Source organism: Chitinophaga sp. CF418 (assembly GCF_900142925.1).
Taxonomy (GTDB): domain Bacteria; phylum Bacteroidota; class Bacteroidia; order Chitinophagales; family Chitinophagaceae; genus Chitinophaga.
The window spans coordinates 178,766-195,962 of sequence record NZ_FRCN01000004.1 but is presented as its reverse complement, the minus strand read 5'-3'; the positions used below and the strand labels follow the sequence as shown (position 1 = coordinate 195,962).

Annotated in this window: 21 protein-coding genes, 5 tRNA genes and 1 pseudogene; 22 read left to right on the top strand and 5 right to left on the bottom strand. The window is 44.6% G+C overall.

The genetic code is table 11. The annotated features are described in order from the left end of the window. Nucleotides 1-23: 23 nt before the first annotated feature. Nucleotides 24-950 (bottom strand): hypothetical protein, encoded by a 927-nt coding sequence (locus F3I09_RS10895; RefSeq protein WP_149695071.1) that lies wholly within the window; start codon nt 948-950, stop codon nt 24-26. A gap of 516 nt (nt 951-1,466) precedes the next feature. Here F3I09_RS10895 and F3I09_RS10890 point away from each other — a divergent pair. The 3 genes from F3I09_RS10890 (at nt 1,467) to F3I09_RS10880 (ending at nt 2,924) form a co-directional block, all read left to right on the top strand. After that, nucleotides 1,467-1,832 (top strand): DoxX family protein, encoded by a 366-nt coding sequence (locus F3I09_RS10890; protein ID WP_149695070.1) that lies wholly within the window; start codon nt 1,467-1,469, stop codon nt 1,830-1,832. A gap of 1 nt (nt 1,833) precedes the next feature. Next, nucleotides 1,834-2,406 carry an FMN-dependent NADH-azoreductase gene (locus F3I09_RS10885; protein ID WP_149695069.1) on the top strand — a complete coding sequence of 191 codons (573 nt, stop codon included), beginning with the start codon at nt 1,834-1,836 and terminating at the stop codon, nt 2,404-2,406. Between the two features lie 317 nt (nt 2,407-2,723). Beyond that, nucleotides 2,724-2,924 carry a hypothetical protein gene (locus F3I09_RS10880; RefSeq protein WP_149695068.1) on the top strand — a complete coding sequence of 67 codons (201 nt, stop codon included), beginning with the start codon at nt 2,724-2,726 and terminating at the stop codon, nt 2,922-2,924. A gap of 194 nt (nt 2,925-3,118) precedes the next feature. Here F3I09_RS10880 and F3I09_RS10875 read toward each other — a convergent pair whose 3' ends face one another. Continuing rightward, a complete protein-coding gene (locus F3I09_RS10875) occupies nt 3,119-3,613 on the bottom strand; it encodes a DinB family protein (protein ID WP_149695067.1) in 495 nt (164 codons plus the stop codon). A gap of 123 nt (nt 3,614-3,736) precedes the next feature. On the opposite strand from F3I09_RS10875, the gene F3I09_RS10870 reads away from it, so the two are divergent. After that, a complete protein-coding gene (locus tag F3I09_RS10870) occupies nt 3,737-4,660 on the top strand; it encodes an AraC family transcriptional regulator (protein ID WP_149695066.1) in 924 nt (307 codons plus the stop codon). 80 nt (nt 4,661-4,740) lie between these two features. Next, the gene (locus F3I09_RS10865; RefSeq protein ID WP_149695065.1) at nt 4,741-5,601 is read left to right on the top strand and encodes an oxidoreductase; all 861 of its coding nucleotides are present in this window, start codon (nt 4,741-4,743) and stop codon (nt 5,599-5,601) included. Nucleotides 5,602-5,848: 247 nt separating this feature from the next. On the opposite strand, the gene F3I09_RS10860 is transcribed toward F3I09_RS10865, so the two are convergent. Together F3I09_RS10860 and F3I09_RS10855 are read right to left on the bottom strand one after the other, a co-directional pair. After that, nucleotides 5,849-6,850: a nitronate monooxygenase family protein gene (locus F3I09_RS10860; protein ID WP_149695064.1), complete on the bottom strand. Its 1,002-nt coding sequence runs from the start codon at nt 6,848-6,850 to the stop codon at nt 5,849-5,851. A 14-nt stretch (nt 6,851-6,864) separates the two neighbouring features. Next, nucleotides 6,865-7,455 carry a riboflavin synthase gene (locus tag F3I09_RS10855; protein ID WP_149695063.1) on the bottom strand — a complete coding sequence of 197 codons (591 nt, stop codon included), beginning with the start codon at nt 7,453-7,455 and terminating at the stop codon, nt 6,865-6,867. Between the two features lie 116 nt (nt 7,456-7,571). Here F3I09_RS10855 and rpsU point away from each other — a divergent pair, with 116 nt between their 5' ends. The 12 genes and pseudogenes from rpsU to nusG all read left to right on the top strand — a co-directional run bounded on the left by rpsU (nt 7,572) and on the right by nusG (nt 12,567). Then, nucleotides 7,572-7,769: a 30S ribosomal protein S21 gene (rpsU, locus tag F3I09_RS10850; RefSeq protein WP_089835189.1), complete on the top strand. Its 198-nt coding sequence runs from the start codon at nt 7,572-7,574 to the stop codon at nt 7,767-7,769. A gap of 81 nt (nt 7,770-7,850) precedes the next feature. Continuing rightward, nucleotides 7,851-8,795, top strand: coding sequence for a tyrosine-type recombinase/integrase (locus F3I09_RS10845; protein WP_149695062.1), 945 nt, complete (start codon nt 7,851-7,853; stop codon nt 8,793-8,795). A gap of 192 nt (nt 8,796-8,987) precedes the next feature. Next, on the top strand, nt 8,988-9,287 hold the full coding sequence (gene hpf / locus F3I09_RS10840; protein ID WP_149695061.1) for a ribosome hibernation-promoting factor, HPF/YfiA family: 300 nt from the start codon (nt 8,988-8,990) through the stop codon (nt 9,285-9,287). Between the two features lie 234 nt (nt 9,288-9,521). Beyond that, a tRNA-Thr gene (locus tag F3I09_RS10835) sits at nt 9,522-9,595 on the top strand. Nucleotides 9,596-9,664: 69 nt separating this feature from the next. Further along, a tRNA-Tyr gene (locus tag F3I09_RS10830) sits at nt 9,665-9,746 on the top strand. Between the two features lie 195 nt (nt 9,747-9,941). Further along, nucleotides 9,942-10,014: transfer RNA gene (locus tag F3I09_RS10825), tRNA-Gly, on the top strand. Nucleotides 10,015-10,085: 71 nt separating this feature from the next. After that, a tRNA-Thr gene (locus F3I09_RS10820) sits at nt 10,086-10,157 on the top strand. Nucleotides 10,158-10,190: 33 nt separating this feature from the next. Beyond that, a pseudogene (locus tag F3I09_RS10815) lies at nt 10,191-10,263 on the top strand. 70 nt (nt 10,264-10,333) lie between these two features. Continuing rightward, nucleotides 10,334-11,521, top strand: a complete 1,188-nt coding sequence (tuf, locus tag F3I09_RS10810) for an elongation factor Tu (RefSeq protein WP_149695060.1) — start codon at nt 10,334-10,336, stop codon at nt 11,519-11,521. A gap of 125 nt (nt 11,522-11,646) precedes the next feature. Next, nucleotides 11,647-11,717, top strand: a tRNA-Trp gene (locus F3I09_RS10805). A gap of 65 nt (nt 11,718-11,782) precedes the next feature. Further along, a complete protein-coding gene (gene secE, locus F3I09_RS10800; protein ID WP_149695059.1) occupies nt 11,783-11,977 on the top strand; it encodes a preprotein translocase subunit SecE in 195 nt (64 codons plus the stop codon). Further along, nucleotides 11,977-12,567, top strand: coding sequence for a transcription termination/antitermination protein NusG (gene nusG / locus F3I09_RS10795; protein ID WP_106602920.1), 591 nt, complete (start codon nt 11,977-11,979; stop codon nt 12,565-12,567). Before secE ends, nusG begins: the two co-directional genes overlap by 1 nt. Nucleotides 12,568-12,623: 56 nt before the next feature. On the opposite strand, the gene F3I09_RS10790 is transcribed toward nusG, so the two are convergent. Continuing rightward, nucleotides 12,624-13,208 carry a DUF1579 domain-containing protein gene (locus F3I09_RS10790; protein ID WP_149695058.1) on the bottom strand — a complete coding sequence of 195 codons (585 nt, stop codon included), beginning with the start codon at nt 13,206-13,208 and terminating at the stop codon, nt 12,624-12,626. A 111-nt stretch (nt 13,209-13,319) separates the two neighbouring features. Here F3I09_RS10790 and F3I09_RS10785 point away from each other — a divergent pair, with 111 nt between their 5' ends. The 5 genes from F3I09_RS10785 (at nt 13,320) to rplL (ending at nt 17,046) form a co-directional block, all read left to right on the top strand. Then, a complete protein-coding gene (locus F3I09_RS10785; RefSeq protein WP_149695057.1) occupies nt 13,320-14,498 on the top strand; it encodes a transglutaminase domain-containing protein in 1,179 nt (392 codons plus the stop codon). Between the two features lie 326 nt (nt 14,499-14,824). Next, a complete protein-coding gene (gene rplK, locus F3I09_RS10780; RefSeq protein WP_149695056.1) occupies nt 14,825-15,265 on the top strand; it encodes a 50S ribosomal protein L11 in 441 nt (146 codons plus the stop codon). Between the two features lie 47 nt (nt 15,266-15,312). Continuing rightward, a complete protein-coding gene (gene rplA / locus F3I09_RS10775; RefSeq protein ID WP_149695055.1) occupies nt 15,313-16,002 on the top strand; it encodes a 50S ribosomal protein L1 in 690 nt (229 codons plus the stop codon). A gap of 45 nt (nt 16,003-16,047) precedes the next feature. After that, the gene (gene rplJ, locus F3I09_RS10770; protein WP_149695054.1) at nt 16,048-16,575 is read left to right on the top strand and encodes a 50S ribosomal protein L10; all 528 of its coding nucleotides are present in this window, start codon (nt 16,048-16,050) and stop codon (nt 16,573-16,575) included. A gap of 96 nt (nt 16,576-16,671) precedes the next feature. Continuing rightward, on the top strand, nt 16,672-17,046 hold the full coding sequence (gene rplL / locus F3I09_RS10765; protein WP_149695053.1) for a 50S ribosomal protein L7/L12: 375 nt from the start codon (nt 16,672-16,674) through the stop codon (nt 17,044-17,046). Nucleotides 17,047-17,197 lie beyond the last annotated feature (151 nt).

The following is a 17,197-nucleotide window of genomic DNA, read 5'->3' as shown; positions in this document are numbered from 1 at the left end:
TTTTTACCTGAAAGCTGAAAAAATCATTCCACATTTACAAGTGTAGGCGGTTTTTTAATTTTCTTAACAGATAGTGTGGACGCTATGCTATGAGTGTCAATGGGCAATGGCGGGAAGGGTGCTGGCGAGGACTGGCCGGCAGCTTCCAGTATCGTTGTTGCCGACCGTTTCTTCCGTGCAATCCTGGGTGCTTTGGATGACCGTTCCTGTTTTTCTGCTGATGGCAAAGCTGGTTCCAGTACTGCTGTAATAAATGCCTGTTCGCTTCTGACGGAGTTGTTAACCTGGATACTCATATCCGGATGAAGAAAGCGCACTTGCAGCACAACGATCGTGGCAGTCGCCTTGACGGGTATGGCCGGCAGGAGCAGTGAATGCCGTTTTTCTCCCATGGGGATGCAATTGGCCGCTGTGGCGGTCCCCACACAGGTATTATTATCGAGATCCATGTCCAGTGCGGCTGCGTGAAGCTGTATGTACCCGGTGTCTTTAGGAGGGTTCAGCCAGTTCTGCCAGTTGGGCGGCAGTTGCAGAAGGATGCTGCCATCTTCCTGGCGGACGGTATCTATACCTCCAATGGCCATAACAGCCTTCTTGTTATACCGGAAGTCTTTCAGGTTCTTGTGCAGGGCAGCGGGGCTGAATACACGCTTTCCCCGGGGATGTAGGGTATCTTCTCTTAGAGCCGCATAAACGGCCTTATTTAGCCTGTAAATCGTCGTTTCTTCCTTTACCGGCTGCCATACTCCATTCAGGGCTGAACGGATCGATTTTGCGGCCTTACTGGCTTTTGCAAATTCGCGGCTGCTTTGCTTACTGGCGGCGGACATACTATCCGGGCCATACTGGGGCATTTTACGACAGAACGGCTTCCCGTTCCGCTCATAAAAGATCAGGTCTCCGACATGACCGGAGAGACCCTGGGTGAGAATATTTAAGTTTTGGGCCATAAACGTACAATAGATTTCATCTAATATACAAAAAAAGGGGTAATAACCAGCTGATAAATAGGTCTTTGTCAGGAATATACCTCTATTGTTCAGGCGCTTTATAAGTACTTAATAAGGACATCTGTATATCTCTTTAGGGAGCCTGAAATGAGCCTATAATGAGCCTGAAATGACCTTAAAGAATAGGAGTTTAGCCGGAGATCAATCGGGCTTGAGTTGGACTTGATCAGGGTACGGAAAGAATTTTAAGTGATGATCGGGAAGATGGCAGATCTTTTTGGGAAGACGACAATCAGTGCCTGGGAAACGCCGCTATAGAAGCCGCAAATGCAGCACTGCAAAGGTAAGATATTCAGCAATCAGACGCTGGAATACTATGCAGAAGTCCCATAAAAAGGAGCTCCGGTCACAGCGGGAAGATGTTTTAACTATCCTGCAGGTTACTACTAACCTTTGGTATACTACTAACTATTTGATAGCAATTGTAAATAGTTTTGCCCTGTCAAAAAATATCAAATGAAAACATTAAGGATTGTTTATTGGATTAGCACTGCGATTATCGCACTAATGATGACGTATTCAGGGTATGCTTATTTCACGGATGCAAAAATAGATCAGGCGTTTCAACATTTGGGTTTTCCGGCTTATTTCAGGATTGAACTGGCCATTGCCAAATTTATAGGTGTTGTGTTGTTACTGGCACCGGTTGGTGGCAGGATAAAGGAATGGACATATGCAGGTTTCACCTTTACGTTTATCTCTGCCGGTATTGCTCATGGTATTTCAGGTGATCCGATGCCGGTTCCGGTTGTACCGTTTGTTTTCTTTGCCGTACTGGCGGTATCCTACTTTACTTATCACAAATTAAATAAATCAAAATAGCATGAAAAAGATATTGAAGATTATATCAAGCGTAAAAGGAGCTGAATCCAAAAGCACTCAGCTGGCAGATGCTGTCATTGAAAAACTGATAGCGCAGTATCCGGGTAGTACCGTTAAGGTAAAAGATCTGTTAAAGCAGCCATACGAGCACTTTCATGAGGGACATTTGAAAGTATACCGGGGTATGGGAGATGTAGCGCCGGAGATAGCAGCAGGAGTGGAGAAGATTTCTGAAGAAGCAATCAATGAGTTAATGAGTGCTGATATTATTGTGATAGGAGTGCCCGTGTATAACTTCCATATTCCATCCACGCTGAAAGGATGGCTGGATCACGTGATGCGCGCAGGAAAAACTTTCTCTTATGCGAGTGGTCAGAAGGAAGCACTGGTGAATGATAAAAAGGTGTACCTCGCAGTAGCTTCAGGAGGTGTTTATTCTGAAGGACCGATGCAGGCATATAACTTTGTTGTTCCGTATCTGGAAGCGTCTCTTGGTTTTATTGGTATGACGGATATCAGCACATTCTGGGCGGAAGGGTGTGATATGCCTGGTTATAAAGAGACGGCGCTATAGAAAGCGATTGACAGAGTGGCTGTATAGTATTTAGAATACGTAAACAGTAACAAAGCTCCGTAAGGAGCTTTTGTTATTTGATATCGATATTGTCATTTTAAGAAAAGTTAGAAAGATTTATTGTGGTTTTGTTTGTTTGATATAAATTCGGTTATTGTTTGTTGACGTTACTCCACTGGAAAAAATAATTGAAAACTTCCTGAATGATGATTGTGATATGCTCATGCCATGCTTGTGGCATAAGGATGGTTGTGCGTTTGCGCGGCGAGGGGGTATTGGAAGTGAAAAATATTATTTACTTAGATAAAATTATAATCATGACATCAGAACACATTCAGGAAGTAATTGAATTTATGAAGAGAGATAGGGCGAGAAAAAAAACGAAGGAGGAGATAATAAGGAAATTTCAAGAAATTGGTTTTTTAGATAGCAATGGAGATTATACCGCTCCTTACCGAAATTTAGGTAGGTGGATAGATGAGTGTACCAGAAGGGCTAAAGAAAAAAAGGAACGTTAGCGGCATTGAATTATTATGTGTTGCCAGATTTTAAATAAGATTGTTAACGCCAAAATAATAAGTACTGTAAAATGTATCATATCAGACCGAATTTAATTGTTGGCTTTCACGGCCAGAATGCCTCATAGCGCATAAAAAAGCCCCGGGAATGCGCTATTTCCGGGACTTATATTGTGGTGTAAGTACATGCGGGATTACATATACTTCATAGCTTCATAGCCCAGTAACCTCCGCCATAATGCTAATTGTCCGATACAGTTGGCCTCGCGGTAGGTCTGAAAAGAAACCAGATCAAACAGGCTCATTTTCATACCCGGCATTTCAAAGGGCTCATCAAACTTTTCATCATCAGCATTGATGAGGGCCTCTCTTAAAAGCGGAGAAATGATCTTCCAGTCTTTTTCAAAAGCGGCCAGTGCAGGATAGGTCGCACCATCCTGTATGCCCTTGTGGTCTTTAAATAGTTCATGCGCCTGCTGCTGTTTTTCAATACCGAAGGACCTGGCTAATTCAAATCTTTCCTGTACCAGGCTGCCCGTCAGCCACGCCATGTGATTGGCTTTTGTACCCAGGCGTTCATTGGCGTCTTTTTCAGAAATGCCTGCAATAACATTTGAGAAAAAAGTGGTATGCATGTCATACAATACCATAAAGCCAAAAGTTTTGCTGCTAAGTGGTTGTACTTCCATTTTAAATAGTATTGGTGAATACTAAGGTAACTAATAGTCACCGGGTGGCAGGTTGCTGAAGTTGCCATCCTTAGGGGGTATTTGCGACAAATGCAGTAAATTGGTAGTCATATATACTCAGTTATGCCATCTCAGACGCTCGACAGCCGAACCATAGATACACTAAGAGATATTCCCGACCTGATCCCCGTATTCCGTGAATTTTTTGAGGATTGGACCATCAGGGTGTTTAACAGGGAAATACATGAATGCCGGAATTATCTGTCTCCTAACCGGAGAGATTTTTATAAGGTACTGCTGACCACGAAAGGAGCAGGGGTATTTACAATGGGATTAAATACCTATTACCTGGAAGAGCCGACTATTCTGTTCATCCATCCCAATGATATTATTTCCTGGAAAAATCTGTCTGAAGAGTCGGGTGGATACTACTGTCTCTTCAAAAAGTCCTTTATTAGTGAGCACCCTACTTTAAAGGCTAGTATGGATAAATTCGCCCTGTTCACTGACAAGTCTAAGAGTGTGATCAGGCTGACGGAACAGCATGCACAGACACTGGAGCAGTTATTTGCGAAGATGAAGGAGGAAGAACTGCTGGGCAGTAAGTGGAGCGATGATTCTATGCAGGCCTATCTGCAGCTGATAATGGTGGAAAGTGCGAAAATTGGCAATTTCCCACCACCGGATAATGTAACGGATGAGTTTCATCATGTGCATGAATTTTTCAGATTGCTGGAAGCAGAAACCTCTGGTATCAATAAGGAGACACCCATCCGGATCCGGACCGCCAAGGAATTTGCTGCAGATCTGGGAGTGCATCCCAATCATCTGAATGCCTTGCTGAAGAAACATACAGGCCAGAATGTAAGCACCCATATCAAAAGTCGTTTGCTGGACGAAACCAAGGTATTGTTGTTACAAACTGATTGGTCATTGCAGGAGATCGGACATAGTATTGGTTATGCGGAACAACCCAATTTCAATTCATTCTTTAAGAAAAATACCGGTATTACCCCCGCTGAATTCAGGAAGACATACCATCTTTGATTTTCATAAAAGGTTCAGTGTTTTTGCTAAAGCCCGGCTGCTGGCTTCTTTTCATCTTTGTATCACAAAACACAAACAAAATGAAAAGCATAAACACACAGAAAGTATGGTTCATAACCGGAGCATCCCGGGGTTTTGGATTAGAAATATCAAAAGCAGTTCTTGCAGCAGGTGATAAACTGGTAGCTACCGTACGTAGCAAGCCGGAAGACCTGGCCGCCCAGCTGGGAAATCATGAAAATCTTGCCGTTGTAACCCTGGACATCACCAATGAAGAACAGGCGAAAGTAGCAGCTAAACAAGCTAATGACACTTTTGGCAGGATTGATATCCTGGTGAATAATGCCGGTTATGGTTTATTAAGCGGTGTAGAGGAAGCCACTGCTCAGGAGGTAAAGAACAATTATGAAGTAAATGTGTTCGGATTGTTGAATGTGACTCGTGCGATATTGCCTTATATGCGTGTACAGGGATCCGGTCATGTGATCAATATTTCTTCCATAGGAGGTTTGTTTGGCTATGTAGGCTGGGGTATTTATGGTTCTACCAAATTTGCCGTGGAAGGTATTACTGAAGCTATGGCGCAGGAACTGGCTCCGCTGGGTATCTATGCCACTGTGGTAGCGCCTGGTTTCTTCAGGACGGAATTCCTCGATCACTCTTCCCTGGTAAAAACCAGCAATGAGATCAACGATTACTCAGCTACCGTTGGTGAAATGCGTTCCTTTGCAGCGGCTGTAAACAAAAAACAACCCGGAGATCCCGTGAAACTGGCAGAGGCCTTTGTGAAACTGGGACATGCGGAAAAACCTCCCGTACACCTGCCATTAGGTAAGGATACCCTGGCCAAATTCAGGGAAAAGACCGCCGCTTTTGAGCAAGAGATCTCAGAATGGCATGATGTGATCACCGGAACAGATCATGATGATGTTGCTGCGTAAGATGTGCAGTGGAAAAGTAGGATATTAGGAAATGGGAAACTGACCCAAAAGTAAGATGAAGGCGTCGTGCATCGCTTAAATGATAACAAATCCCCCATGGGGACCTGAATAAAACAGGGGCTGACCATTATTTGGGATCAGCCCCTGTGTATTAAGTTGCTTATTGCAGGATTGTTGGGAAGATTGACGTTCCCTCCTTATTAGTATATCTGAATTGATTATTACCGCATTTTTTTGAGGAGCCTCCTTATTTGACGAACAGCTGGCTTGTCTTCTCCAGCGTTTCTTCCAGTTCCTGTATCAGTCTGTTCACAATGTCATGGATAGAGCTGATATCTTCCACCATTTCAACGCTTTGGCCGGCGGACCAGAGTTGCTGGTAATTGCCAGGTCTTACCGCAGCTTCCAGTTTTTTCATGCCTCGCAGTTGTACCAGCATTTTGAAATATTTGCGGGTGCGGGCGTTTTTATTCAGTTGCTTTTCCAGCCAGTTCTGTTTATAGCCGATCTTTTTTGCTGTCGGAGTGTTGATGACGTTGCAGGGGGTACCAGACAGGCGTTCTGTCAATACGATATCTTCCATGCCATAGTCCAGGATGGCGTTCTTGTATTCATCGCTGACGCTTGCTTCTTCGCTGGCGATGAACCGGGTACCTATGGAGGCGCCATGAGCACCCAACACCAGGGCGCTGGCAAGTTGCTGACCGGTAGCAATGCCGCCGGCGGCTACCAGCAGTTTTCCGGGAAAGGCTTTCTGCAGGGCTGGAACAAGTATATGCATCGGGTAGGGGCCTGCATGGCCACCGGCGCCTGCACATACCGCTATGAAACCATCGCAGCCAGCCTGGGCCGCTTTTTCCGCGTGCTGTATATTGGTGACGTCGCAGAGTACCTTAGCGCCATAGCTGTGGGCGGCCGCGATCACCTCTTTGGGACTGCCCAGGGAGGTGATATAGAAAGGTACTTCTGCCGCTACGCAGTCTTTCAGGTGTTTTGAATAGAGGGGATTGGTTTTCTGAACGATGAGGTTGACGCCATAGGTTCCCTGACCGGGCGGCAGTTGTGCCCGGTGTTGGTTCAAATGGTCCAGCACCTGCTTCAGTTCTCCCTCTTTTCTGTAATTAAGGGAAGGGAATGTCCCGGCTATCCCATTGTCCATGGCGGCTTTAACCATTTTTTCGTTGCTGACGAGGAACATGGGCGCCATGATGACCGGATAGCGGATGGCAAGGGCTGAGGTTAATTGCATAAGTGGATGTTTAGCTATGATTTGACAGCAAGCTGCCTGGCCACGAATTTTCCAAGGATGTCAAATTCCAGGTTAATTGTGTGTCCGGGTTGAACGGCTGAGATATTTGTGTGCTCATATGTATATGGAATTACAGCGATGCTGAACTCCGTATTGGTCACATTATATATGGTCAGGCTGATGCCATTGAGGCAGATGGAGCCTTTTTCCACGATCAGGCCGGCAAATTGTTCCGGGTAGCGGAAGCGGTATTCCCAGCTGCCACCCTGAGGGGTGCAGGAAATACATTCGCCTGTGCTGTCAACGTGGCCCTGAACGAGGTGGCCGTCAATCCTGCCGTTAAAGACCATGGCCCTTTCCAGGTTTACTTTTTGTCCGGGGGTGAGTTGGCCGATATTGCTTTTCAGCAGCGTTTCGGCGACAGCGACGATATCATAGGTATCGCCATCTGTGCGGGTAACAGTGAGACAAACGCCGTTGTGGGCTACGCTTTGGTCAATTTTCAGTTCCGGTGTGAGGGAAGAGCGGATGGTGATGACCATATTGGTGCCTTCCTGCCTGGTAGCTATTACTTCTCCTAATGATTCTATGATTCCTGTAAACATAGGGCTAAATTAAGTAATAATGGGGAGATGGCCGTGGAGATAAGGACCTGACATTATTTTGATAATTAAATGGAATGTTATATCTTTGCCTTCCTGAAAAAAAGGAGTATTATATTATGTTGATCATCGATTCCAAAGATTGCGAAAACATTGACAAGGCGCTCAAAAAATACAAAAAGAAATTTGAGAAAGCCCGTATCCTGCTGCAACTCAGGTCACGTCAGTCTTTCACAAAACCTTCCGTTAAGCGTCGTACTGAAGTGCTGAAAGCTGTTTACAAACAGCAGTTGGCCAGTGGTAAATTAGACGATTGATTCTATCGGGGGTAATTCCCCACGCAAAATATTGATGATTGTAAGGTTTATTATAACTTTACAATCATCAAACTTTTTATTTTGAGTGAAGTCTTACACCCGGTAGCTAATCGTTTTCTGGCTTACATCCGGCTTGAGAAGCGCTATTCCGCACATACTGCTACTGCATATCAGCAGGACCTTACCCAGTTTTTTATCTTTTTAAGATCTCATTATGGCGATGTGTCACTTTCTGGCATATCGCATTCGCATGTCCGTACCTGGCTGGCCTGGCTGATGGAGGAGGGCATGATCGCCAAGAGTGTTAACCGCAAGATCTCCACCCTTAAATCATTTTTCAAATACGCATTACGTCATGGGGAAATTACAGCCTCTCCGATGACGAAAGTGACTGTCCCGAAGGTCGGGAAGCGGCTGCCTGGTTTTATTGACGAAAAAGGCATGCAGGCGGTGGAAGATAACCGGAGCATGCGCAGGGGGCAGGAGGATACGCCGATTTTTACGGATGGCCTGGAGGGGAGAACGCACCGGATGATATTTGAGCTTTTGTATCATACCGGCATCCGGTTGTCGGAGTTGATCAATCTGCAGGAGCGACATGTGGATACGGGCAATCTGACCATAAAAGTGCTCGGAAAGGGCAATAAGGAGCGGATTATTCCGATCAGTACTATTTTGAGGGATGAGATAGGGGAGTACCGGGCCATGCGCCGGAAGGAGCTGGCAGCGTATGACAGGGAGGTATTGCTGGTAAATCCGCGGAGCGGGAAAAAATTATATCCGAGATATGTTTACAATGTGGTGCGGGGGTATCTGACCGACCACCAGATCACGACACTTAGTCGCAGAAGTCCGCATATACTGCGGCATACGTTTGCCACCCATCTTATGAACAATGGCGCTGACCTGAATGCGGTCAAGGAGCTGTTGGGGCACTCCAGCCTGGCGTCCACACAGGTTTATACGCACAATAGCATTGAGAAGTTGAGGGAAGCGTACCGGAAGGCGCATCCAAAGGGCGAGTGAAAAGGCGCGTCTGCACTTTAACAAAATATTACTAAATGGTTATGCAAAAGAATCGAAAAGTGAGTAAATTAGTAATGAGTTCTTTGTATACTTTTTGCATTAGTCGATATCCATTACCATTAAAACAATGAAAGCCTATGGACGTAATGTTACGAGCATGTACAAGATTGTTTAAAACTAAAAATTAGTGCTATGAACGTTCAAATTCAAACAGTACATTTCGATGCTGACTCAAAGTTGATTGACCATGTGAGTAAAAAACTTCAGAAACTCAATACTTTTTATGACAGGATCATTAGCGTGGAAGTCTTTTTAAAGTTGGATGGAATTGCCCATCAGATTAAGGATAAAATAGCTGAGATAAAAGTCCATATCCCCCGCCAAGACTTATTTGTAAAGCATGAATCCAAATCCTTCGAAGAGTCATTTGATCTCGCCTTCGACTCGGTTGTTAACCAGATCAAGAAAACCAAAGAGAAGAAATTTCAGTAAAATCTTAAAAATATTTTGGAATTAAATATCTGTTTACTACCTTTGCCATCCCGATCGAAAAAAGGGATCGGCAAAGGTAGTAAAGTTCTTTACTGTAGGGTGTTTTAGCCAATTAATACAAGTCTTAAAATTTGTATCCGGGTGCTGAAAAAAAGATTTTGAGATTAATTAAATTCAACTATTTTTGCACCCTCTTATAACGGATACCTTTTATAAGATTCTTGAATAACATAAGCCAGCATAGCTCAGTTGGCCAGAGCTACTGATTTGTAATCAGTGGGTCGGGGGTTCGAATCCCTCTGCTGGCTCCGGAAAAATTCCGAAGCAAAATGGTCCGGACGGACGTGATTTTTGGAAAGGAGTTTAAGGATTAAAAAGGGCAGGTTCCAGAGTGGCCAAATGGGGCGGACTGTAAATCCGCTGTCTACGACTTCATAGGTTCGAATCCTATCCTGCCCACTCAGTGCAAATGTTCCGCCTTTGCCCCTTAGCAAAGGCGGAACTTGTCTGTTAAATGCAGGTTCTCCCGAAAGGGATATATAGAGTAGAGGGGAATGGTTCTTTCAGTGTCTGTTATTAAATTGCAGGTTTCCCCCGAAAGGAGACTGACAGGAAGTAGGGGCACACAGTTCTTTAGTTTATTATTTATTAAATGCGGGAGTAGCTCAGTTGGTAGAGCGACAGCCTTCCAAGCTGTAGGTCGCGGGTTCGAACCTCGTCTCCCGCTCATCGTAATACCGGTTCGAAATTTTGTCTTGGTATTACATGGGATGAAAGTTCTTTAAGAAGATTTTCAATGCTGTTGTAGCTCAGGGGTAGAGCACTTCCTTGGTAAGGAAGAGGTCGTGAGTTCAATTCTCATCAACAGCTCAACGGATTTCCAAACATCCGGGATCCGGATTTCGTTGTAGCTCAGTGGCAGAGCGTTCCTGGTAAATACCGGGAAAGGTCGTGGGTTCAATTCTCATCAGCGGCACAAGTTTGTAAAACCGTTTTTTAAAAACAACTATCAATACAATCTTTACAAACCATCTAAAAAAAATACAATGGCAAAAGAAACCTTTAAGCGGGATAAACCCCACGTAAACATTGGTACCATCGGCCACGTTGACCACGGTAAAACTACCTTAACTGCTGCCATTACTACGATTTTGGCAAACAAGGGTCTGGCAGAGAAGAAAGGTTATGATGAGATCGATGCAGCTCCTGAAGAAAAAGAAAGAGGTATTACCATCAATACAGCACACGTTGAGTATCAGACAGCTAACCGCCACTATGCGCACGTTGACTGTCCTGGTCACGCTGACTATGTGAAGAACATGATCACTGGTGCTGCGCAGATGGACGGTGCTATCCTGGTGGTTGCCGCTACAGATGGTCCGATGCCACAAACTAAAGAACACATCCTCCTGGCTCGTCAGGTAGGCGTTCCTCGTATCGTAGTGTTCATGAACAAGGTTGACCTGGTTGATGATCCTGAGCTGCTGGAACTGGTTGAACTGGAAATCCGCGAACTGCTGAGCAAATATAACTATGATGGTGATAACACACCAATCATCAAGGGTTCTGCAACCGGCGCTCTGGCTGGTGAAGACAAATGGGTAGCTGCAGTAGAAGAACTGATGAACGCAGTAGATGAATTCATCCCACTGCCTCCTCGTCCGATTGATCTGCCGTTCCTGATGTCTGTAGAAGACGTATTCTCTATCACCGGTCGTGGTACTGTTGCTACAGGTCGTATCGAGCGTGGTAAGATTAAAGTTGGTGAACCAGTTGAAATCGTTGGTCTGATCGAAAAACCACTGACTTCTACATGTACTGGTGTTGAGATGTTCAAAAAATTACTGGATGAAGGTGAAGCTGGTGACAACGCTGGTCTGCTCCTCCGTGGTATTGAAAAGTCTCAGATCCGTCGTGGTATGGTTATCACTAAACCAGGATCTATCACTCCGCACACTGAATTCAAATGTGAAGTATACGTACTGAGCAAAGAAGAAGGTGGCCGTCACACTCCGTTCTTCAACAAATACCGTCCTCAGTTCTACTTCCGTACAACTGACGTAACTGGTGAAGTTGAATTACCAGCAGGTGTTGAAATGGTTATGCCTGGTGATAACGTTTCTCTGACTGTAAAACTGATCGCTCCAATCGCTATGGAAAAAGGTCTGAAATTCGCTATCCGCGAAGGTGGACGTACCGTAGGTGCTGGTCAGGTTACTGAGATCATTAAGTAATCACTTTCTTGATATAGAAGGCCATTAGCAATTAGTAAATTGCATTCAGCGGATAAATTTAATTTATGTAAATTTGTTCTGCCGGATAGCCTGGAGCTGGCGGCTAATGGTCTTTTCTTACATACACGGGCATAGTTCAATGGTAGAATAGAGGTCTCCAAAACCTTTGATCAGGGTTCGAATCCTTGTGCCCGTGCTAACAATGGTGAAAAGTGAAGGCTTTTCACCTTTCATGTTTTCAAACGGTTAATTTTTAAACCAATGAATAAGGTTAGAGCATACTTCCGGGAGTCTTATCACGAGCTGGTGCATAAAGTATCCTGGCCTACATGGCAGGAGCTACAGTCTTCCACAATGATCGTATTAATCGCTACTGTTTTTATCACTGCGATTGTTTGGGGTATGGACGCCCTTTCACATCTCATGATGACTCAGTATTATAAAATGATAGGATAATGATAGAAGCATCCAATAACCCTGCAGAAGAAACAAACATTCCCACCCAGGACACCAAATGGTATGTTCTGCGTGTAGTGAGTGGTAAAGAGAAAAAGGTAAAAGAATACCTGGATATTGAGGTACGCCGCTCCGATTGGGGCAACGTGATCACCCAGATATTTTTACCTGTAGAGAAAGTGTATAAAGTGCAGGCAGGTAAAAAGGTGATGCGCGAAAAGAATTTCTATCCGGGTTACGTAATGATCGAAGCAATAGATGGTAAGATGACCGACGAGGTGATCCAGTCCATCCGCAACGTATCAGGCGTTATTCACTTCCTGGGTAAAGATAAACCCATCGCTCTGCGTAAGGCTGAAGTAAACAAAATGCTGGGTAAAGTTGATGAAATGTCTGACAACGGACTGACCATGAGCGAGCCTTTCATTGTTGGCGAAACGATCAAGATCATAGATGGGCCTTTCAACGACTTCAACGGTATCATCGAAGAGGTGATAGAAGACAAGAAGAAACTGAAAGTAACTGTGAAGATCTTCGGTCGTGCCACTCCGGTAGAACTGAACTTCATGCAGGTAGAGAAAATTAGCTAACTATTTCAGTAATCATATTAAACCGTCCCGCTTTAAGCAGGACGGTTTTTTTTTGTCTAATTCTTTCTGGTGTATTTGATCTCCATTGTCTTGAATTCCTTGCCATCATTCACCATGTACATTTCCATAACCTGGTGATCATCGTCGATCATCTTAAAGATCTCTTTAACACCCATATCTTTCCCAGTCATGGGATCTAGTGATTTGCCGGTAAGTGTGGCGGACTTTGTAGCCTCATCCCAGGTACCTTCTGTGTTCATGATGCCGGTACCCATGTTGTCTACCCAGGAGCTCTGGAATATTTTCTTTGCATTGTCATAGGCGAGCAGGCCATGACCTTCGAAAGGCATTCCCATAAAAGTGCCCTTGTGAACTGATTCCTGATAGCGGCCACCCAGGATCATCCTGTTGACAGTAGTGCCTGTTGAAGTGGTCGGAGGGGCATCTGGTTTCATCCACATCGTCAGGTCAAAGCTCCACTCACCGTCACATTTGGCAAGCATCTGGTGAATGGCACCTGGTGTCATATATTCCATCCAGGCTTTTTGTTCGTCAGATTGCGTCTGCTGAGCTTGAGACGTAGTGGTGAGCGATAAAAATGAGATGAGCACTGAGGCTGAAAATAACAATAGACGTCGCATAATTGGTGGAGTTTTGTTTGAATCATAACATTTGAGAATCGAGAAGGTTGGATCGGAGGAACTCCTAAGTTGACTGATATTTACTAATTTTGCGGACATTTCGCTATACATATGAGGGTTGTTTTTATATTGTTAACTGTCATTACATTATTTTCTGTATCATCATTATGTGCCCAGCCTAAGGAAAGAGTCAGCACGGAACGTCCGGTTCCGGCAGCCCTGGTAATACCGGAGGCAGACCTGGCCACACCTGTTACATTCAGTCATTATTTATCGGCACATACCACCTCCCGGAAGGAATTTGTCCGGCAGTTGTACAGCTGGCTGGTATGGAACGTCGGCTATGATGTGCCCAATATGTATAGTCCGGACTATTATAAAGACACCCTGGATGCGGCACAGAAGACCTTAAAGACCAGGATTGGTGTTTGTCAGGGGTATGCGAATTTATATTACCTGGTTTGTAAAGAGGCGGGCATCCCGGTACACCTGGTGGGAGGGTATACCAAAACATACGGTAAGATCAGTAATGCCAGTCACGCCTGGATAGCTGTGCAGCTGGATAACACCTGGTATATGACAGATCCGACCTGGGGAGCGGGGGTGGTGAACAATAATAAATTTATCAGGAAGCCGGTAGATAGCTATTTCCTGGTAGCACCGTCAGCTTTTGTGGAAACGTACATGCCTTTTGATCCTTTATGGCAGTTGCTGGAGCATCCTTACCGGCATGATGAGTTCCGGGATAATAATCTGAAAGCAGCGGCAGGGCGTGCTGTATTTAATTATAAAGATTCGCTGGCAGCCTACGAAACAATGAAGGATGACCTGTTGAAATACCAGCTGGTCATCAACAGGATAGAAGGGTATGGGGTAACTAACCAGCTGATCAGTCATGAGCTGGCGTATTATAAGAACCTGGTAAAATATATTGCCGAGAACCGGCAGATAGCGGCGGCGAACAAGGCAATAGATGATTTTAACAGGAGTAGCAACCAGTATAACCGGGCTGTGAACCTGTTCAATGAATATGTGCAGTTCAAGAACAAGCAGTTCAGGCCTTCGAAGCCAGACAGTGAGATCAGGGAGATGGTAGCTGCGGTAGGCCGAAAGCTTGCGGAGAGCAGGAAGGGGCTGGCGGGATTGAACCGGAATGAAGGTACTATCAGGGCGAATATCAGCGAGCTGGAGGAATCATTGAGTGCGATGGAGAAGCGTTTAAATGAGGAGCAGGCATTTGTTGACAAATATATCAGGACGGGGAAGATGTTCAGAAAAACTTTATTTTAAAAGACGACGACATGGATGGGAATTCCATTAAATTAAATTAGATTTGTCACAGACCATAGAGACATTGTTACGCCCGAAAAGTTTTTACTATTGGGTTAAGATAAAATACTTTTGCAATAGAATTGTAAAATTTTCGACCCGAACTGATTATAATAGCAAAAAGAATGCCCGAAAGCAAATTCTTTTTGAGATTTAATTCATTATTATATACCTTTGCATCCCCTTCAAAAGGTAAATTTTCTCTTTATTAGTAAGTAAATTTTCTCCTTTTAGTTTTGGGAGTCCCGTCAATGACGAGACGTTTTCACCAAATTAAACTTTATAACATGGCAAAAGAGATCGCTACGTACGTGAAATTGCAGGTGAAAGGCGGCCAGGCCAACCCTGCACCTCCGATCGGTCCCGCATTGGGTTCTAAAGGTGTGAACATCATGGAGTTCTGTAAGCAGTTCAATGCCCGTACCCAAGATAAGATGGGTAAGGTATTACCTGTATTACTGACTGTTTACACTGACAAGTCATTTGATTTCGTAATTAAGACGCCTCCTGCTGCTGTACAGCTGCTGGAAGCCGCCAAATTGCAGAGTGGTTCCAAAGAGCCTAACCGTAACAAGGTTGGTAAAGTTACCTGGGCACAGGTTGAGGCAATAGCTCAGGACAAAATGGCTGACCTGAACTGTTTCACCAAGGAAAGCGCCATGAAAATGGTAGCTGGTACTGCCCGTTCTATGGGTATCACAGTAGACGGTAACGCTCCCTGGAATTAATTGTGTCACCCTGTTGAAAGCAGGTTAACTTTTTAAAACATTTTGCAATGGCAACTAAGAAAAGAAAAGCAGCCGATACAAAGGTGGACAAGAACAAGGTTTATAGCCTGAAAGAAGCTTCCACACTTGTAAAAGATATTAACTGCACTAAATTCGACAGTTCTGTCGATATACATATCCGTCTGGGCGTAGATCCCAAGAAAGCAGACCAGGCTATCCGTGGTTCCGTAACGCTTCCCCACGGTACTGGTAAAACAAAGCGTGTACTGGTTCTTTGCACTCCTGATAAAGAAGCTGCAGCAAAAGAAGCTGGTGCTGATTTTGTTGGTCTGGACGAATTCATCCAGAAGATTGAAGGTGGTTGGACCGATGTTGATGTTATCGTAGCAACTCCTGCTGTGATGCCTAAGATCGGTAAACTGGGTAAGATCCTGGGTCCACGTAACCTGATGCCGAACCCTAAGACTGGTACTGTTACCAATGACGTAGCAGCTGCAGTTAACGAGGTGAAAGGCGGTAAGATTACTTTCAAAGTGGATAAAGCAGGTATCATCCACGCTTCAATTGGCCGTGTATCATTTGCTTCTGACAAGATCGAACAGAATTCTCAGGAGTTGATCAACGCTATCATCAAGCTGAAACCAGCTACAGCGAAAGGTACTTACCTGAAAGGACTGTCTATGGCGAGCACAATGAGCCCGAGCATTACAGTTGACACAAAATCTGTTCAAAACTAATGATTGGCCGGTAGTATCAGGCAAATCAACAAATTGACAAAAGCTATGAACAAAGATCAAAAAAACGAAGCGATTGAACTGCTGAAAAGCAAGTTCTCTCAATATAACAACTTCTACATCACCAACACCGAGTCTCTGACCGTTGCGCAGGTAAACAACCTGAGAAAGGTTTGTTTCGACAAGAATGTAGAAATGAAGGTGGCTAAGAACACCCTGATCCGCAAGGCGCTGGAATCTCTGGATGCTGAGAAATATACAGGTGTATACGACGCGCTGAACGGCGTTACTGCCCTGATGTTCTCTGACAGCCCTAAAGAGCCGGCTCTGATCATCTCTTCTTTCCGTAAGGAAAACAAGAAAACAGAAAAACCTGAGCTGAAAGCGGCTTTCGTAGGTGATGAAGTTTACACTGGCGATGCTCAACTGGCTAACCTGGTGAAAATCAAGACCAAGAACGAACTCATTGGAGACGTTATCGGTCTGTTGCAATCTCCTGCAAAACGCGTTCTCGCTGGCTTGCTTGAGAAAGCTAAGAAAGAAGGTGCTGGCGCAGAAGCACCTGCAGCTGAGTAATTGGCTGAAAGCCTTGACAGGCGCGCAAAATAACACTGGCTTCCAAGTCACAATATAAATTATTACAATCTTTAAAATTCTTAAAAACATTATACAATGGCAGACGTTAAAGCTTTAGCCGAACAATTAGTAGGTTTAACTGTTAAGGAAGTACAAGAACTGGCTGATTTCCTGAAATCTGAATACGGTATCGAACCAGCTGCTGCTGCAGTTATAGTTTCTACAGATGGTGGTGGCGGTGCTGCTGCTGCTGAAGAAAAAACTGCCTTCAACGTTATCCTGAAAAGTGCAGGTGCTAGCAAACTGAACGTAGTTAAGATCGTTAAAGATCTGACCGGCCTTGGTCTGAAAGAAGCTAAGGAACTGGTAGACGGTGCGCCTAAACCACTGAAAGAAGGCGTTTCCAAAGCTGAGGCAGAAGATCTGAAAGCTAAGCTGACAGAAGCTGGTGCTGAAGTTGAAATTCAGTAATCTTTGCTTAAAGGATACCTCTTTATAAAGGTCAAAAGTGCTTCTGGCACTTTTGGCCTTCTTCCCTTTGGGAAAGTGTCTTTTCGGAGCGTCAAAAAGGGGGAATCACCAGGTCGGTGGATTTGACACAGCAGAGAAGACAGAAATTTTT

Excerpts from the sequence above, each read along its gene's own strand:
- hpf (WP_149695061.1), top strand. The coding sequence starts at position 8,988 with ATGAACGTTCAAATTCAAACAGTACATTTCGATGCTGACTCAAAGTTG.
- F3I09_RS10785 (WP_149695057.1), top strand. The coding sequence starts at position 13,320 with ATGAGGGTTGTTTTTATATTGTTAACTGTCATTACATTATTTTCTGTA.
- F3I09_RS10880 (WP_149695068.1), top strand. The coding sequence starts at position 2,724 with ATGACATCAGAACACATTCAGGAAGTAATTGAATTTATGAAGAGAGAT.
- F3I09_RS10860 (WP_149695064.1), bottom strand. The coding sequence starts at position 6,850 with ATGCAATTAACCTCAGCCCTTGCCATCCGCTATCCGGTCATCATGGCG.
- F3I09_RS10855 (WP_149695063.1), bottom strand. The coding sequence starts at position 7,455 with ATGTTTACAGGAATCATAGAATCATTAGGAGAAGTAATAGCTACCAGG.
- F3I09_RS10890 (WP_149695070.1), top strand. The coding sequence starts at position 1,467 with ATGAAAACATTAAGGATTGTTTATTGGATTAGCACTGCGATTATCGCA.
- rpsU (WP_089835189.1), top strand. The coding sequence starts at position 7,572 with ATGTTGATCATCGATTCCAAAGATTGCGAAAACATTGACAAGGCGCTC.
- F3I09_RS10895 (WP_149695071.1), bottom strand. The coding sequence starts at position 950 with ATGGCCCAAAACTTAAATATTCTCACCCAGGGTCTCTCCGGTCATGTC.
- tuf (WP_149695060.1), top strand. The coding sequence starts at position 10,334 with ATGGCAAAAGAAACCTTTAAGCGGGATAAACCCCACGTAAACATTGGT.
- nusG (WP_106602920.1), top strand. The coding sequence starts at position 11,977 with ATGATAGAAGCATCCAATAACCCTGCAGAAGAAACAAACATTCCCACC.
- rplK (WP_149695056.1), top strand. The coding sequence starts at position 14,825 with ATGGCAAAAGAGATCGCTACGTACGTGAAATTGCAGGTGAAAGGCGGC.
- rplJ (WP_149695054.1), top strand. The coding sequence starts at position 16,048 with ATGAACAAAGATCAAAAAAACGAAGCGATTGAACTGCTGAAAAGCAAG.
- F3I09_RS10885 (WP_149695069.1), top strand. The coding sequence starts at position 1,834 with ATGAAAAAGATATTGAAGATTATATCAAGCGTAAAAGGAGCTGAATCC.
- rplL (WP_149695053.1), top strand. The coding sequence starts at position 16,672 with ATGGCAGACGTTAAAGCTTTAGCCGAACAATTAGTAGGTTTAACTGTT.
- secE (WP_149695059.1), top strand. The coding sequence starts at position 11,783 with ATGAATAAGGTTAGAGCATACTTCCGGGAGTCTTATCACGAGCTGGTG.
- F3I09_RS10865 (WP_149695065.1), top strand. The coding sequence starts at position 4,741 with ATGAAAAGCATAAACACACAGAAAGTATGGTTCATAACCGGAGCATCC.
- F3I09_RS10875 (WP_149695067.1), bottom strand. The coding sequence starts at position 3,613 with ATGGAAGTACAACCACTTAGCAGCAAAACTTTTGGCTTTATGGTATTG.
- rplA (WP_149695055.1), top strand. The coding sequence starts at position 15,313 with ATGGCAACTAAGAAAAGAAAAGCAGCCGATACAAAGGTGGACAAGAAC.
- F3I09_RS10870 (WP_149695066.1), top strand. The coding sequence starts at position 3,737 with ATGCCATCTCAGACGCTCGACAGCCGAACCATAGATACACTAAGAGAT.
- F3I09_RS10790 (WP_149695058.1), bottom strand. The coding sequence starts at position 13,208 with ATGCGACGTCTATTGTTATTTTCAGCCTCAGTGCTCATCTCATTTTTA.